Annotated in this window: 14 protein-coding genes; 9 read left to right on the forward strand and 5 right to left on the reverse strand. The window is 70.4% G+C overall.

Annotation, left to right across the window (positions count from 1 at the left end; genetic code table 11):
- Positions 1–4: 4 nt before the first annotated feature.
- Positions 5–538 (reverse strand): hypothetical protein, encoded by a 534-nt coding sequence (locus SRB17_RS35930; RefSeq protein WP_153544771.1) that lies wholly within the window; start codon positions 536–538, stop codon positions 5–7.
- Between the two features lie 154 nt (positions 539–692).
- On the opposite strand from SRB17_RS35930, the gene SRB17_RS35935 reads away from it, so the two are divergent.
- Positions 693–1145 (forward strand): peptidase inhibitor family I36 protein, encoded by a 453-nt coding sequence (locus SRB17_RS35935; protein WP_153544773.1) that lies wholly within the window; start codon positions 693–695, stop codon positions 1143–1145.
- Between the two features lie 70 nt (positions 1146–1215).
- Here SRB17_RS35935 and SRB17_RS35940 read toward each other — a convergent pair whose 3' ends face one another.
- Positions 1216–3075, reverse strand: coding sequence for an AAA family ATPase (locus SRB17_RS35940; RefSeq protein WP_153544775.1), 1860 nt, complete (start codon positions 3073–3075; stop codon positions 1216–1218).
- A gap of 428 nt (positions 3076–3503) precedes the next feature.
- Positions 3504–4172, reverse strand: coding sequence for a hypothetical protein (locus SRB17_RS35945; RefSeq protein WP_194294242.1), 669 nt, complete (start codon positions 4170–4172; stop codon positions 3504–3506).
- A gap of 183 nt (positions 4173–4355) precedes the next feature.
- Between SRB17_RS35945 and SRB17_RS35950 the strand changes: the two genes are divergently transcribed.
- From SRB17_RS35950 to SRB17_RS35970, 5 genes are all read left to right on the forward strand, one after another.
- Complete coding sequence (locus SRB17_RS35950) at positions 4356–5312, forward strand: hypothetical protein (RefSeq protein WP_153544779.1); 957 nt, start codon at positions 4356–4358, stop codon at positions 5310–5312.
- Positions 5313–5393: 81 nt separating this feature from the next.
- A complete protein-coding gene (locus tag SRB17_RS35955; RefSeq protein WP_323376834.1) occupies positions 5394–6935 on the forward strand; it encodes an amino acid permease in 1542 nt (513 codons plus the stop codon).
- A 289-nt stretch (positions 6936–7224) separates the two neighbouring features.
- Positions 7225–8595 (forward strand): peptidase C39 family protein, encoded by a 1371-nt coding sequence (locus tag SRB17_RS35960; protein WP_153544781.1) that lies wholly within the window; start codon positions 7225–7227, stop codon positions 8593–8595.
- A gap of 54 nt (positions 8596–8649) precedes the next feature.
- Positions 8650–8796: an SCO1431 family membrane protein gene (locus SRB17_RS35965; RefSeq protein ID WP_153544783.1), complete on the forward strand. Its 147-nt coding sequence runs from the start codon at positions 8650–8652 to the stop codon at positions 8794–8796.
- Positions 8797–8903: 107 nt separating this feature from the next.
- Positions 8904–9557 (forward strand): TetR/AcrR family transcriptional regulator, encoded by a 654-nt coding sequence (locus SRB17_RS35970; protein WP_153544785.1) that lies wholly within the window; start codon positions 8904–8906, stop codon positions 9555–9557.
- A 57-nt stretch (positions 9558–9614) separates the two neighbouring features.
- Here the strand turns inward: SRB17_RS35970 and SRB17_RS35975 are convergent, their stop codons facing one another.
- Entirely contained in the window at positions 9615–10847 is a 1233-nt protein-coding gene (locus tag SRB17_RS35975; RefSeq protein WP_153544787.1) for a glycoside hydrolase family 18 protein, read from the reverse strand.
- Between the two features lie 347 nt (positions 10848–11194).
- Here SRB17_RS35975 and SRB17_RS35980 point away from each other — a divergent pair, with 347 nt between their 5' ends.
- The 3 genes from SRB17_RS35980 to SRB17_RS35990 all read left to right on the forward strand — a co-directional run bounded on the left by SRB17_RS35980 (position 11195) and on the right by SRB17_RS35990 (position 14941).
- Positions 11195–12367 (forward strand): acyl-CoA dehydrogenase family protein, encoded by a 1173-nt coding sequence (locus SRB17_RS35980; RefSeq protein WP_153544789.1) that lies wholly within the window; start codon positions 11195–11197, stop codon positions 12365–12367.
- A gap of 345 nt (positions 12368–12712) precedes the next feature.
- Positions 12713–13813 (forward strand): hypothetical protein, encoded by a 1101-nt coding sequence (locus SRB17_RS35985; RefSeq protein WP_323376835.1) that lies wholly within the window; start codon positions 12713–12715, stop codon positions 13811–13813.
- 30 nt (positions 13814–13843) lie between these two features.
- On the forward strand, positions 13844–14941 hold the full coding sequence (locus SRB17_RS35990) for a phosphotransferase family protein (RefSeq protein WP_153544791.1): 1098 nt from the start codon (positions 13844–13846) through the stop codon (positions 14939–14941).
- Positions 14942–14947: 6 nt separating this feature from the next.
- On the opposite strand, the gene SRB17_RS35995 is transcribed toward SRB17_RS35990, so the two are convergent.
- Positions 14948–15382: a hypothetical protein gene (locus SRB17_RS35995; protein WP_153544793.1), complete on the reverse strand. Its 435-nt coding sequence runs from the start codon at positions 15380–15382 to the stop codon at positions 14948–14950.
- Positions 15383–15447 lie beyond the last annotated feature (65 nt).

Raw genomic sequence — 15447 nt, forward strand, 5'->3', positions numbered from 1 at the left:
GAGACTACTTGCCGGCCAAGGCCAGATTGGCTCCGTCCCGCAAATCCTGGAAACCCTGTGCGATGACGGCAGCCGGGGGAAGACATGAACGGCGAGTTTCCGCTGCGGCCGGCCCGGACGCGCAGCCCAGTCGCTCATATTCGCGCACCGCGGTCTGAAGTTTATGGGCGGTCGATGTCAATGTCGTGAATCCGGCGCGCCCGTTGATTTCTCGCAATGCCAGCGCAGCGACATCGGACGTCGCCCGGGCCGCCGCCCCGCATTCGGCGGTGAACATGCGAGCCGACGAGGTGGAGCAGGGAGAGCTCGCACCGGATCCGAACTTGTCCTCGTCCGCCGACATGTTCGCCTCGAGCGCGTTTTTCACCTTTTCCGCGGCCACCGCTTTGGGGGATTCCGGCTGGGAGGATTTCTGTGCCCGTGCGGCCGAAGTGGCCGAAGGCCGGGTCGATCCCTCCTTGTGGGCGCCGCTGCATCCGGTGATGACGGCCGTCGACACGCTCAGTACGGCTATCGCCCGCAATGCATGTTTCTTCATGTTCGCCTCCGCTCGGAAATTCGTCACCCGAGCTGTATAGCACAGAGTTGTCACTTGACGTGAACACAAAACGAATGCGATTGTCTTCTCGCGTCGGAAGTGACTATTCATCGGCACTTACGGACGCTGAAACAGAAACCTCAAAGGGGACATCATGCGCATAAGATTTGCCTTCGGCGCTGCGCTGCTCGCCGCTTTTGCCCTGCTCTTCGGAGCCTCATCGGCCCAGGCCACGACCAACGGTTCCACCACGCTGTGCTCGCACTACGACGGAACTCTCTGCCTCTTCTACAATTCGAACCTCGGAGGATCCCGCGTCGGGATCTACGGCCAGGTTCCGAATTACGCGATCGACGAACCAGGATGCAGCTCGCAGGGCTGCCCGACGTACGAGTTCCTGACCAGCGGCAGCGGTGAGTGGAAGCCCGTGAAGAACGACGCCGCCTCCGTCTACAACGAGGCCAGCTGGGTCTACTGGGTCTACTACAACAGCAGCTACAGCGGTCCGCGGGACCAGTGGGACCCGGAGGGGTACGGCACGTTCTACGGGAACCTGAACGCCACCTACAACGAGAACGCCTCCCAGCTGGCGAACGCTGACATCTGATGTCCGCGCCCTCCAGGCGGGTGAAGGCCCGCCTGGAGTTCCGTCGTGGCCGTCCCACGGCCGCCGGCGCTCACATGGCCGACGGATCCTGCGGCCCCCGCCCCGACAGCACCTCCCCGTACGCCTGCATCAAGTCGGGCAACCGCAGCGTGGCCAGGTCCTCCCGGGACAGCGTCCCCGCATACGTCGAGAGCCGAAGATCACGGTACGCGCAGCTCTTCTCGTACAGCGTCCGCAGGAAGCGTCCGTTGCCCAACTCGTCGATCCACCCCTGCTCGACCACGTGCCCGGCGATCGAGCGCAGCTCCTCCAGCGCCTCCTCGTCCCACACGTCCCCGTTCTCCGCGGCCAGCACCTTGCCGATCTCGGTGAGTTCCTGCGGCCGGTAGGAGGGGAAGTCGACGCGGGTCGTGAACCGGGAGGACAGTCCGGGGTTCGCGGCCAGCAGCCGGTCCATGCCCTCCGGGTAGCCGGCGAGGATCACCACCAGATGGTCCCGGTTGTCCTCGGCCCGCTTCAGCAGCACCTGCAGGGCCTCGTCGCCGTACGCGTCCCCCTTGCCGTACCCGGAGTTGGACAGCGAGTACGCCTCGTCCACGAACAGCACCCCGCCGATCGCGGAGTCGATCAGCTCGTTGGCCTTCACGGCCGTCTGCCCCAGGTATTCGCCGACCAGGTCGGCCCGCTGGGCCTCGACCAGGTGGTCACCGCCGAGCAGCCCGAGGGCGTAGAAGACCCGTCCCAGGATCCGGGCCACCGTGGTCTTCCCCGTCCCCGACGGCCCCGAGAAGACGAAGTGCCGTTTCGGCGGCTGCACCGGAAGTCCCTGCCCGGCCCGCAGCCGGGCCATGTTCAGCTGCGCGGACAACGCCTTGACCTGGCGTTTCACCGGTTCCAGCCCCACCATGCGCTCGAGCTCGGCGAGTGCCTCCTCCAGCAGGGCGGGATCGGTCGGACCGGCCGGAACGGGGGAGGAGAGACCTGTCTTCACGCGGACCCCCGGATCATTCACCGACGGCAGGGGTCCCGTCGGCAGATCCGGCTCCGGCAGCCGCAGATCGCGCCCCTCGATGCCGAACAGCGGATCGAATCCGTCCGGCCCGTCCACGCTGTCCTGCCCGGCGCCGGTCAGTGTGATCGCGGCCAGGTCGGCGGTGTCGTCGTACCCGTCGCCCTCGGCGATCGCCGCGAGCCGCGCCGAGGTGTCCATGAACGCCGGGTCGACCCGGTGCACGGCCCGGTACAGGGGGAGCGCGGCGGCGGAGCGTCCCGTGCCCTCGTGCGCCCGCGCCAGCCAGTAGCGCAGCTCCTTGCGCTGCGGCTGCTCGCTGCGGCAGCGCATCAGTGCTGCCGACAGCAGGGGTTCGGCCTGGCCGTACATCTCCAGCCGGACCCTGGCCATGCCGCCGAACAGGCCCGCCTCGATGCCGAGCATCGGATCGTCCAGCAGCGGGTCGGTGTGCCGTACCAGCTGCTCCCAGTCCTTGACCAGATAGGCGCGGCAGGCGTGCAGGAAGCGGACCTGCGGGTCGGTGTCGACCGGGGGCAGGCCGGCGAGGGCCCGGTCCAGCTCGGGCACGTGCCGGCCGTCCAGCCAGTGCGAGGCGTGCGCCAGCAGCAGATCGCGCGGGCTCTCCAGCACCGGCTGCACCCACCAGCCCAGCCAGTACCACGAGTTGAGCGTCCTGCGGTGCCGGGCGCGCTGTTCGCCGAAGCGGTCGCGGTGCCGGACCATCCTCAGCAGCGCGGTCGTCGTGTCGACCCGGAGCGCGTGCAGCCCGAGCCAGCCGTCGGCCATCCCGGGGTCCATCCGCACCGCGGTGCGGAACTCCTCCTCCGCCTGCGGATAGGCGCCCATCGTGTAGGCGTCCACACCCCGCAGCCAGGCCAGGTCGGCCGGGGCCTCGGGGCCCTGCGTGCCGAAGTCCATCCCGTCCCCCCACAGACCGTGTCCCCGTGGATCACCACCGGGCAGTCGCCCGACGGCCGCCGCGGTCGAACCGCTGTGCCGCGGACCGGAGTTACCGGTGCGCGAGGCAGCCTCGAAGGTCGCACCGAGGGCATCGTACCCGCGTGACGACCGCGTGCCGAAGGGTGTCGCACGAGCCGTTTGACGAGGTGGGAGCAGACGGGACGCAGGCGGCTCGGTGACCGAGGGTGAGCGGATCGGTGCGCCGGGCGCCCGGAAAGGCCTGCGTGGACAGAACGAAGCCCCCGGTCACGGGGGAACAACCGGGGGCCTCGCGTCGGTGGGCGGTCCCGATCGACCGCTCATTGAGAACGTAAGACCTGTACGGCCCCCCGGTCAAGCGGAGTTGAGGCACTGGGAGAAGTTCCTCCGCAAGGGTCTTCACACCTTCACCACAACGCGGACGGTCCGTCACTCTGGGTCACACCTTGGTCCGGTCCACGGGTTGCCTCAGGGCCCGGCAGCACCTCGTACCCCTCCGGCGTCTGCCGCACCAGAAGATCGGCATGGGGGCGCGAAGGATCCGCGGCGAAGTGCGCGCGCTCCGCCTCGACCCAGCCGTCCCAGAACTCCCGCTGCTCCGCCCCGTCCCGCAGCCGGCCGCGCGTCCAGGACTCCTCCCGGGGCAGCTCCATCCACAGCAGCCGGGCCAGATGCGGCCGCAGCGCCCGGCGGCCGGCGCCGACCCCCTCGACGAGCACCACGGGCGCGGCCGGCAGCGGACGCGGCGCGCCGAAGTCGCGGGCACGCCAGTCGTACGGCGTGCAGGACGCGCTCTCGCCGCGGGCGAGCGGCTGGATCACCTGGGCCATGAGCCGGTCGGTCCAGTCGAAGAGCTGCTCATGGCTGGCGATGTCGTCGAGGTGCAGCACCGGAGCCCCGCCGAGCGCGGCGGCCAAGCGCCCGGCGAAGGTGGACTTTCCCGAGCCGGCGTGCCCGTCCACCCCGATCAGCCGGACCGGTCCGAGGGAGGGGGGAAGCCCGCGCAGCAGGGCGGCGAGGTCGCGAATGGTGGTTCCCCCGGAGGTGGGTCGGTGTGGGCGGTTCTCCGGAAACAGTGTAGTAACAGTGGAGGAGTGGTCGCGTTTTGAATCACCGGCTGGCAGCCAGTCAATGTCGGGGATAAACATTCGCGAATCCCCTGACCGATATGTCGAATTAGGCGTTCCGGGTGTGCCCGCCGCTGAGTAGGGTGCCTCCAGCGCAACCGCTGTGCGCCGCAAGGGGACTGGCAGGGGGACATGGCCGCGGAGTTATTCGAAGGGCACTACGTGTGGCATCCGGCGGCCGACGACCGTGTCCTGGCGAGCGTATGCGTCGATGTGCGCGCCGGACGTTATCGATACGCGCACGAGGCCCTCGCCGAGACACGTACCGACTTCGCCCTGCGCGCCCACCGCTCGTTGGTCCTCGCCTCCGAGGCGACCGGCACCGATCTGGTCGAGCGCTGGCTCGCCGAGGAGCCGACGCCCGAGGCGGCGCTGATGTGGGCCCGGGTCGCCGTGCAGCGCGCCCTGCGGGCGGCCGACGCCCGCGACGAGCGCGCCGAGGCGCTGGAGCGGATCGCGCTGACCGCCTGCGACCGCGCCGCCGCCCTGGCTCCCGAGGACCCCACACCCTGGGTCGCCAGACTCGCCATGGCCCGGCTGCACCGGCCGCGCGACCCGGCGCCGCGGGGCCTGCTCACCGCACCGCCCGGCCCCTGGCGGCTGTTCGCGCACGTCCTGTCGCTGGACCCCTGGCACCGCGAGGGTCACCACCGCTTCCTGTCCTTCTTCTTCACGCGGTACGGCGGTTCCGTCAACGCGGCCTGGGACGTGGCCGCCTTCCTCAGCCAGCGGGCACGGGCCGACTCCGCACTCCGGCTGCTGCCGCTGGTGGCCCTGGTGGAGAGCTACAACCCCACGCAGCTGCTCGCCGACCGCGTGTGGGAGCAGCCGCAGTGGCGCTCCACCACGCTGGCGATCTACCAGAACTGGCTGCCGGCGGTGGCGCGTTACCGCTTCACCCCGGTGCTCGACCTGGCCTACCTCGCGCACGCCCTGATCATGGGCCGGCGCGAGTTCGAGGCCCGGGCGGTGTTCACGGCGATGGGCCCGTACGCCTCGCGCATGCCCTGGAGCGCCTTCGGCGACCCCGCCGAGCAGCTCTCCCGGGCCCGGCGCGCCTGCGGCCTGCCCGTCCCGCGGCCCGACTGATCGGCACGTGCTCTGCCCCGTCACTCGGATCACTCGGATTCATTCGGATTCATTCGGATTCACTCAGAGAAAGGCCGAACTGTGTCGGAACGGACATCGACGTCCCGGGCGAAGGCCCGCGCGGGTGAGGACGCGGTCGTGCTCGACGACGACGCGACCCTGCACGCGATGGGCTATCCGCGGAAACTCACCCGGCGTTTCCAGGCGTTCGACAATTTCGCGATCTCCTTCACCATCATCAATATCCTCTCGGGTATTTTCTCGTCCTTCGGATTCGGAATGAACGCGGGCGGCCCGCGCATTCTCGTGTTCGGCTGGATCGGGGTCTGCGTCATGGTGCTGCTCATCGGCGCGGCCATGGCGGAAGTCGCCTCCGCCTATCCGACGAGCGGTGCCCTGTATTTCTCCGCCGGTAAACTCGCAAAGCGGCACAAGGGTGCCTGGTCCTGGTTCACCGGCTGGCTGAACTTCGTGGGCCAGATCGGCGGCACCGCCGCCACCGGCTATGCGGCCGCCACCTTCATCCAGGTCTTCGTGCAGCTGCAGTGGCCCTCCTACCAGCCGACCACGCACCAGACGGTCCTGATCACCGCTCTGATCATCGTCGTGCAGGGCCTCGCCAACACCTACACCGTGCAGCTCGTCGCCGTACTGAACCGCATTTCCGTGTGGTGGCTGCTGATCGGACTCGTCGTGATCGTGGGCGCACTGATAGTGATGCCCGATCACCATCAGTCGGCGTCCTTCGTGACGCATTTCGAGAACAACACCGGCTTCACGAACGGACTTTACGGCGGCATGCTCGGTCTGCTGGTCACCAGCTGGACGTTCACCGGGTTCGACGGCAGCTTCCACATGTCCGAGGAAACGGTCCACGCGACGGTCAGCGCGCCCAAGGGGATCACCCGCGCCATCGGCTATTCGGCGATCACCGGTCTCATCCTCATGCTGGCGCTGGTCTACAGCATCGGCGACTACCAGAAGGTGGCCGGCGCGGCCGCGCCGCCCGTCCAGATCCTCATCGACGGCCTCGGCCTGCGCACCGCCGAGGTGATGCTTCTCATCGTCATCGGCGCGATGCTCTTCTGCGGTCTCGCCAACCTCACCAGCAACACCCGGCAGATCTTCGCCTTCTCCCGGGACGGCGCGATGCCCGGCTCCCGCTGGTGGCACTCGGTCTCGCCGCGCACCCGTACGCCCGTGAAGGCGGTGTGGCTCGCGGTGGCCTGCTCAGTGGCCCTGGTCGTGCCGGGCTGGTGGTCCCACACCGCGTTCACCGCGATCGTCAGTGTCAACGTGGTCGGCCTCTTCCTCGCCTACGCCGTGCCGATCTTCCTGCGGCTGCGGCTCGGCGGCGAGTTCCAGCCGGGGCCCTGGCACCTGGGCCGCTGGGGCCGGCCGGTCGGCTGGCTCGCGGTGATCTGGATCGTGCTCAGCAGCGTGCTCTTCATGCTGCCGCAGGTCTCGCCGATCACCGTCGACTCCTTCAACTACGCACCGATCGCGCTCGCCGTCGTGCTGGTCGTGGCCACGGTGTGGTGGTTCGCCACCGCCCGCCGCCGCTTCCAGGGGCCGATCAGCTACGGCCGTCCCGACGAGGTCGCCGCGATGGATCTCGTCTGACGCCGAGCACCACGGTGAGAGGCATCCAGCTCGGGTGATTGCGGGGAGCCGTGCGGCCGCCGGCCGGTGGTGGGCCGGTCGCGCAGTTCCCCGCGTCCCTTCGGGGCGCCGACCGCTGTCGCGCGGCTCCTCGAGGGCCGCACGCCCACCTCCCGGTCCCCCCGCCAGTGGACCAGACCAATATTCATCGCGCCGCATGCGCAGAAGTGCTGGCAGCACCATGTTTCCTGCTCCATAGTTGGCGCACCAACCGCACCCGATCATCGGACACCTGGGGGTAATCGCGCCCATGAGCAGAGCCCAGCAGCCGTCCCGCAGAACCGTCCTCACCGCAGCCGTCGCCGTGGCGGTGGCCGGCGGGACGGCCCCCGCTGCCGCCGCCGCGCAGCGACCGACCACCGACACCGCCGACCCCGGCCAGGCGCCGGCCCGCCCGATCGACTACCACGCCTGGACCACGTACCGCGAGTGGCGCCTCGGCGCCGCCCAGGGCGTCCGGGCCGTCGCGGGCGCCCGCCCCGGAGTCGTGATCGGGGCCCCGGCCGGCCGCACCGACTACACCGACCCGCACACCGGCACGACCGCCACCTGGGACTACGCCACCTGGACCTCCCCGGTCCACCGGCTCACCGTCCCCGCCACCGAGGTCGTGTCCTCCTGGAACGCCCACACCCCCGACGGCACCTGGCTCCAGGTGGAACTCCAGGGCACGTACTCCGACGGTACCGGGACCCCGTGGTACGTGATGGGCCGCTGGGCGGCCGGGGACCAGGACATCAAGCGGACCTCGGTGGACGGCCAGACCGACGGCAAGAGCACCATCTGGACCGACACCTTCGCCATCGACGACGCGAGCACCGGCCTGCGCCTGACGTCGTACCGGCTGCGCCTCACCCTCTACCGCAGGCCGGGGACACACCTGACGCCGACCGTGTGGCGGCTGGGCGCCATGGGATCCGACATCCCCGACCGCTTCACCGTCCCCGCCTCCACCCCGGGCCTCGCCCAGGAACTGGCCGTCCCGCGCTACTCGCAGGAGATCCACAAGGGCCAGTACCCGCAGTACGACGGCGGCGGCGAGGCCTGGTGCAGTCCCACCTCCTCGCAGATGATCATCGAGTACTGGGGCGGCCGGCTCACCCCCGAGCAGCTGTCCTGGGTCGACCCGACGTACGCCGACCCGCAGGTGGACAACGCCGCCCGCTTCACCTACGACTCCCAGTACGAGGGCTGCGGCAACTGGCCGTTCAACGCCGCGTACGCGGCCACGTTCGAGGGCCTGCAGGGCGTCGTCACGCGGCTCGCCTCGCTCACCGACCTGGAGACGCTGATCGCGGCCGGCATCCCGGCCATAACGTCCCAGTCGTTCCTGCAGAAGGAGCTGACCGGCGCCGGTTACGGCACCTCCGGTCACCTGATGACCGTGATCGGCTTCACCGCGGACGGCGACGTGATCGCCAACGACCCGGCCTCGCCGGGCGACGGCGCGGTACGACGGGTCTATCTGCGCCGGGAGTTCGAGAACATCTGGCTGCGCACCAAGCGGTACAACGCCTCCGGAAAGGTCGCCTCCGGCACCGGGGGAGTGTGCTACCTCTACTTCCCGGCCCACCCGAGCCCGCGCCAGGTCAAGGCGCTCGCGGCGGTGGGTGTGCACTGACCCTGTGAGCAAGCTCATCGCCGCACAGGCCGTCGCGGGTGGCAAGGTGGCCCCATGGATATGACCGCACACCGGGCCACCGCCACCCGCGCCCGCACCGGAGGCCCCCGCGAGGACGGCCCGAAGATCCTCGAGCACGTCATGGGCTGGGTCCTGGTGGCCGTCGTCGCGATGTTCGTGACCCAGCTCGGCCTGCTCTGACGCCCGGGCCCCCAGGCCCGCTCTGCATCGACCCGCTCACGTGTGCGGCATGTTCTGACATACTGCGGAGGTCCCGCCGACCGCCTGGAACAGGGTCGAAATTGACTATGCCGCCTCAGCGTGCCGCCGTCCGGCCCCGGATGCGCGGTACCGAGCGCTCGCTGGCCCGTCGCGCCGAACTCATCGCCATCGGGCGGAAGCTGTTCGCCGACACGTCCTACGACGCGCTGTCCATGGACGACATCGCCCGTCAGGCGCATGTCGCCAAGGGGCTGATCTACTACTACTTCCAGTCCAAGCGCGGCTACTACCTGGCGATCATCAAGGACTCCGTCGCCGACCTGGTCACCTTCGCCGCGGAGGGCCTCGAGATCCCCGCCGTGGACCGGGTCCACCGCACCATCGACGGCTATCTGCGCTATGCCGAGAACCACCAGGCCGCCTATCGCACCATCGTCAGCGGCGGTGTCGGCTTCGACGCCGAGGTGCACGCCGTCCGGGACGGCGTCCGCGAGGCGATCATCGCCACCATCGCCGAAGGGGCCTACGGCCGCAGCGACATCGCGCCGCTCGCCCGGATGGGACTGCTCGCCTGGGTGTGCAGCGTCGAGGGCGCGACGCTGGACTGGATCGACCGCCCCGAGCTGTCCCGCGGCACCATGCGCGAGCTGCTGGTGAAGACGCTCGGCGGAGCCCTGCGCGCCGTCGAGGAGCTGGACCCGGCCTACCCGGCCCCGCCGCCCGCCCGCCGCGACACCTGACGCACCGGGGGAGCGGAGGCTCGTGGTCCTCCGCTCCCGGGTCCCCTTGACCAGGGTCTAGTGGATGGCCTTGATCAGCTCACCGTTCGCGGTGTCGCCGCTCAGCTCCCAGAAGAAGGTGCCGCCGAGGCCCTGCTGGTTCTTGTACGTCATCTTGGTGGCGATGGTCGCCGGGGTGTCGTAACTCCACCAGTCACTGCCGCACTTGGCGTAGGCCGTGCCGCCCACGGTGCCGGTCGCCGGGCACTTGGTCTTGAGCACCTTGTAGTCGTCGATGCCCTGCTCGTACGTCCCCGCCGCCGGTCCGCTCGCCGTCCCGCCGGGGGCCGCCTGCGTGACCCCGGTCCAGCCGCGGCCGTAGAAGCCGATGCCGAGCAGCAGCTTGGCCGCCGGGATGCCGAGGCCCTTGAGCTTGGCGATGGTCGCGGAGGTGTCGTAGCCGGCCTTCGGGATGCCCGAGTAGGAGGTCAGCGGGGAGTGCGGGGCGGTGGGGCCGGTCGCGTCCCAGGCGCCGAAGTAGTCGTACGTCATCGGGTTGAACCAGTCGACGTAATGCGCGGCGCCCGCGTAGTCCGCCGCGTCGATCTTGCCGCCGCCGGAGGCGTCCGCGGTGATCGCCGCCGTGACCAGCGCACCGCTGCCGAACTTCGACCGCAGGGCCGCGATGACGTTCTTGAACGCCTCCCGGCCACTGGTGTCGCAGGTGTTGCCGCAGGCGTTCGGGTACTCCCAGTCGATGTCGATGCCGTCGAACAGCCCGGCCCACTTGGAGTTCTTCACCAGGTCGTAGCAGGACTGGGCGAAGGCGGCGGGGTTCTTCGCGGCCTCGCCGAAGCCGCTCGACCAGGTCCAGCCGCCGAAGGACCACAGGATCTTCAGTCCCGGGTGCTTCTTCTTCAGCTTCAGCAGCTGGTTGAAGTTGCCGCGCAGCGGCTGGTCCCAGGTGTCGGCGACGCCGTCCACCGACTCGGCGGCGGTGTAGGCGCGGTCGGTGGCCGCGTAGGAGTCGCCCATGGCGCACTTGCCGCCGGTGACGTTGCCGAAGGCGTAGTTGATGTGGGTCAGCCTGGCCGCCGACCCCGAGGTCTCGATGTTCCTGACGTAGTACTTGCGGTCGTAGGTACCCCATTCGGTGAAGTAGCCGACGACCTTCGAACCGGCCTTGACATGCGCTGCGGCCGGGGCTGCCGCGGTCGCGGTGCCCGCGCCGGCGAGCAGTCCGGCGCCGAGGACGGCGGTACACGCGGTCGCGACGAACGCCCGCAGCCGCGAGCGGTGGGGAGTGTGCATTCGGGTGTCTCCTCGTGGGGGAGAGGGGAACGCGCGCCGATTGGCATGAACGCGGTAAAGCGTTGGTCATGCACAGTAGGAGGACTAGACCACTGAGTCAATGGTTCGGACCAATCCCGACGGCGGTTCCGCCGGTGCGTAACGTTCCGGCTGGATTCTTGGAGTAAGCGGTCGTTAACTGGTGACGGGAGGTCGCTGATCGGGCATACTCACAGCGCACAGCCGCTGGTCAGCCGCTTCCGAGACCCGGGAGCGGGCGCCATCGGCCATCACGGAACGACCAGGCGGAGCCGCCCCCACCCGACGGGCCGTACCGCCGGTGCCCGACCAGGGAGGAGACCGACGCCATGTCCGACCGCGACCCGCAGCCGGTGGAGCGTCAGCTGCCGACGGAGGAGGCGCGCGATCTGCTCGCCCTCGTCCGGGACATCGCCCAGCGCGAGATCGCGCCGAAGGCGGCAGAGGAGGAGGACGCGGGGCGCTTCCCGCGCGAGGTCTTCACCCTGCTGTCCGCATCGGGCCTGCTCGGCCTGCCGTACGACTCCGAGTACGGCGGCGGCGACCAGCCCTACGAGGTCTACCTCCAGGTCCTGGAGGAGCTCGCCGCGGCCCGGCTCACCGTGGGGCTCGGCGTCAGCGTGCACACGCTCGCCTCCTACGCGCTCGCCACCTACGGCACCAAGCAGCAGCAGGTCGAGCATCTGCCCGCCATGCTCGGCGGCGGCCTGCTCGGCGCGTACTGCCTGTCCGAGCCGTCCTCCGGCTCCGACGCGGCCTCGCTGCGCACGAAGGCCGTCCGTGACGGCGACCAATGGGTGATCAACGGGACCAAGGCCTGGATCACGCACGGCGGCATGGCCGACTTCTACACCGTGATGGCCCGCACCGGTGAGGAGGGCCCGCGCGGGATCACCGCGTTCCTGGTCCCCGGGGACGCGCCGGGCCTGAGCGCGGCGGTGCCCGAGAAGAAGATGGGCATGAAGGGCTCACCCACCGCGCAGGTCCACCTCGACGGCGTCCGGGTCGGTGACGACCGGCGGATCGGCGAGAAGGGCCAGGGCTTCTTCATCGCCCTGGCCGCCCTGGACTCCGGGCGGCTCGGCATCGCCGCCTGCGCCATCGGCCTCGCCCAGGCCGCACTGGACGAAGCGGTGCGCTACGCCACCGAGCGCCGGCAGTTCGGCCGCCCCGTCGCCGACTTCCAGGGCCTGCGCTTCATGATCGCCGACATGGCCACCCAGATCGAGGCCGGCCGCGCGCTCTACCTCGCGGCGGCCCGGCTGCGCGACGCCGGCAAGCCGTTCGCCAAGCAGGCCGCCATGGCGAAGCTGCACTGCACCGACGCGGCCATGAAGGTGACCACGGACGCCGTGCAGATACTCGGCGGGTACGGCTACACCGCCGACTTCCCGGCCGAGCGCTATATGCGCGAGGCCAAGGTCCTGCAGATCGTCGAGGGCACCAACCAGATCCAGCGGATGGTCATCGCCCGTCACGTGGCGGGACCCGAAGCCCGCTGAACTGTCCCGTGCGGACCGTCGGGGCCGCCAGCCTGATCCACTCCGGATCGTGGCGGCCCGGCAGGGTCCGGCCCCGGTCGGCCCAGGTCCGCATGAGATCGCGGTAGATGGGCGGGTCCTGCGGCGCCGGCGGCGGCGGAACCGATTCTGCCGGGCGCGGGACGAAGACGCGGCGCTGACGCCCGGCGGCCGAGTGCATGGGGGTCATACCCGGGCAACGCGGCAGCGGCCGGACAGGTCACCGCCCGGCGGAATCGAGCGTCAGTTCAGGCACGTCCCGTCCCCGCTCTGGCCTCCTCAGGTTGTCTGACGTACCGTCAGCCGACCATCGCTGAGGGGGTGTCCGTGGCCGACGACCGTCCCGTACCGCTCGACGAGTACCCGGTGCACCAGGTGCCGCTGTCCATGAAGCACGTGGCGACCGGCGACCGGAACGCCTACGACCGCTGCATCTTCCACGTCTTCGACCACGCCGGCCGTGCCCTGCTCATCCTCGGCCTCGGCGTCTACCCCAACCTCGGTGTGATCGACGCCTACGCCACCCTGCGCACCGGGGACACCCTGCACGCCGTCCGCGCCTCGGGCGCCCTGGGAGAGGACCGGATGCGGCTCGCCGTCGGCCCGCTGCGCATCGAGGTCCCCCGGCCGCTGCAGGAGCTGCGGCTGATCTGCGCGGACGAGCAACTGTCGTACGACCTCACCTGGACGGCCGCCTTCCCCGCCCTCTGGGAGCCGCACCACCTCCAGCGCCGGGGCGACCGGCTCACCCTGGAGGGCCGCCGCTTCGTCCAGGCCGGCACCGCGGAGGGCGTGATCCGGGCCGGCGGCGAGGAGTTCCGAGTCACCGCGGACGGCTGGACCGGAACCCGGGACCGCAGCTGGGGCGTGCGGCCGATCCCCGGCGAGGACGGCGGGCGGCTCGCCGCGGACCACCCCACCGAGGGCTTCCACTGGATCTGGTGCCCGGTCCGCTTCGACGACCGCTTCCTGATGGTCATCACCCAGGAGGACGCCGACGGCCACCGCACCCTGAACGACGCGACCCTGGTCCGCCCCGGCCGGCGCGACCGCCAGCTGGGGTGGCCGCAGTCCGAGATCGGCTACCGCTCCGGCACCCGCGACCCGGAACGGGCGGTCATCCATCTGGGCGACGCACGAAAGGCGCGGAGACTTGACGTCGAGATCCTGGCCTCCTCGCCGCTCGCCCTCGGCGCGGGCTATCCGCCGGCGGACGACTGGCAGCACGGCACCTGGCGGGGGCCCGGCTGGACCGACCGGCGCGCCTACGACATGAGTCTGCCCCACCCGCTCGCCGCCTACGGCGTCACCGACCACTCCGCCCGCTTCCGGTTCGACGGGCGGACCGGCTACGGCATCTTCGAGCACGGCTCGTTCGGCCGGCACGACCCGAGCGGCTTCACCGGCTTCGACTCGGTCGCACCCTGAGACACCGGTCGCCCTGAGGGAGGAGCCCGCATGGCCACGGCACCGCGTCCCCGTACCACCACCCGCGATCGCGAGGAACTCACCCGGCGCCTCACCGACTGGCTCGGCACCCGGCTGCCCGGCGCCAAGGCGACCGGCGTCACCGTCCCCGCCTCCAACGGCATGTCCAGCGAGACCCTGCTGTTCGACCTGGAGCACCCCGAAGCTCCTTGCCGGGCCTGCGCGTTGCGGCTCGCGGCGGATCCGGCGGCGTACACCGTCTTCCCCGAGTACGACATGGCCCGCCAGTACCGCACCCTGCGCCTGGTGGCCGAGCACACGGACGTGCCGGTACCCCGAGTGCTGTGGCTGGAGGAGGACCCGGGCCCGCTCGGGGCGCCGTTCTTCGTCATGGAGCGGGTCGCCGGCCGGGTGCCGCCGGACGTCATGCCGTACACCTACGAGGGAAGTTGGCTGCACGGGGCGAGCGACGCCGAGCGCGAGCACCTGGAGGCCGCGACGGTCGGACTGCTGGCCCGTCTGCACGACCAAGTGCCGCTCGCCGAGGCGCAGTTCCTCACCCCGCCCGGCCCGGGCGACGCACTGCGCCGGCATGTGACCGCCCAACGCGCCTACTACGCCTGGGTGATCGACGGCCTGCCGCGCTCACCCCTCATCGAGGCAGCCTTCGACCGGTTGGAGGAACTGTGGCCGCGCGCGGTGGGCGAACCCGTCCTCAGCTGGGGTGACGCACGCATCGGAAACATCGTCTACGACGGTTTCCACCCTGCCGCCGTCCTGGACTGGGAGATGGCGGCACTCGCCCCGCGCGAGGTCGACCTCGGCTGGATGATCTATCTGCACCGCTTCTTCCACGACCTCACGGTCGCCTCCGGACAGCACGGACTGCCGGACTTCCTGCGACGGGACCGCGTCGAGGCCCGCTACGCCCGCCTGACCGGCCACACCCCGCGGGACATGGACTTCCACACCCTCTACGCCGCCCTGCGGCACGCGATCGTCATGCTGCGCATCGCCTACCGGCAGGCGTACTTCAGGGAGGTCGCCGTCCCGGCGGACCCGGACACACTGATCCTGCACCACGACAGCCTGCGCGCCATGGTGCGAGGCACCTACTGGATGCGGTGAGGCGGCTCAGGCGGCCTGGCGTCGCATCGCCGGCACGCGCATCGGGCGCGAGCCCGGACCGCCGACGTGCGAGAAGGGCTGCGTGCGCCAGTCCAGCCCCTGGGGGAGCGTCAGCAGCAGGGCGGTGTCCTGCTCCTGCGGCGCGACGGACTCGTCCGCGGGGCGGGCGTCGGCGGCCGAACGCCCCGTGCCCGCACAGACCGTGAGCCCGAACGGGTTCCACGGCGAGGCGCACAGCGCGTGCTCGGGCAGCACCTGCTCGTCCGCCAGCAGCGCGATCGGCTGGGCGCAGTCCGGGCAGATCACCCGGTACATCTCGAAGGTGTCGTAGGCGTCCAGATCGTCGTCGAGGGCGTCGGGTTCGACGCCCTCCGGCTCGGGCTCGACGACCGGCTGCTGCCGCTTGGACGCGGATCGACCAGGGCGATGGACACTCTGCATGGGATTCTCCCCCTAAGGCTGGGCCGTTACGGCGCTGCGGCCTCGACCACAGCAAGCACTTCCCG

The sequence above is a fragment of the Streptomyces sp. RB17 genome (assembly GCF_009604455.1).
Lineage (GTDB): Bacteria > Actinomycetota > Actinomycetes > Streptomycetales > Streptomycetaceae > Streptomyces.

What these genes read in the sequence shown, in the direction of transcription:
- SRB17_RS35930 (WP_153544771.1), bottom strand. Translation starts at nt 538, where the DNA reads ATGAAGAAACATGCATTGCGGGCGATAGCCGTACTGAGCGTGTCGACG.
- SRB17_RS35935 (WP_153544773.1), top strand. Translation starts at nt 693, where the DNA reads ATGCGCATAAGATTTGCCTTCGGCGCTGCGCTGCTCGCCGCTTTTGCC.
- SRB17_RS35940 (WP_153544775.1), bottom strand. Translation starts at nt 3,075, where the DNA reads ATGGACTTCGGCACGCAGGGCCCCGAGGCCCCGGCCGACCTGGCCTGG.
- SRB17_RS35950 (WP_153544779.1), top strand. Translation starts at nt 4,356, where the DNA reads ATGGCCGCGGAGTTATTCGAAGGGCACTACGTGTGGCATCCGGCGGCC.
- SRB17_RS35960 (WP_153544781.1), top strand. Translation starts at nt 7,225, where the DNA reads ATGAGCAGAGCCCAGCAGCCGTCCCGCAGAACCGTCCTCACCGCAGCC.
- SRB17_RS35965 (WP_153544783.1), top strand. Translation starts at nt 8,650, where the DNA reads ATGGATATGACCGCACACCGGGCCACCGCCACCCGCGCCCGCACCGGA.
- SRB17_RS35970 (WP_153544785.1), top strand. Translation starts at nt 8,904, where the DNA reads ATGCCGCCTCAGCGTGCCGCCGTCCGGCCCCGGATGCGCGGTACCGAG.
- SRB17_RS35975 (WP_153544787.1), bottom strand. Translation starts at nt 10,847, where the DNA reads ATGCACACTCCCCACCGCTCGCGGCTGCGGGCGTTCGTCGCGACCGCG.
- SRB17_RS35980 (WP_153544789.1), top strand. Translation starts at nt 11,195, where the DNA reads ATGTCCGACCGCGACCCGCAGCCGGTGGAGCGTCAGCTGCCGACGGAG.
- SRB17_RS35990 (WP_153544791.1), top strand. Translation starts at nt 13,844, where the DNA reads ATGGCCACGGCACCGCGTCCCCGTACCACCACCCGCGATCGCGAGGAA.
- SRB17_RS35995 (WP_153544793.1), bottom strand. Translation starts at nt 15,382, where the DNA reads ATGCAGAGTGTCCATCGCCCTGGTCGATCCGCGTCCAAGCGGCAGCAG.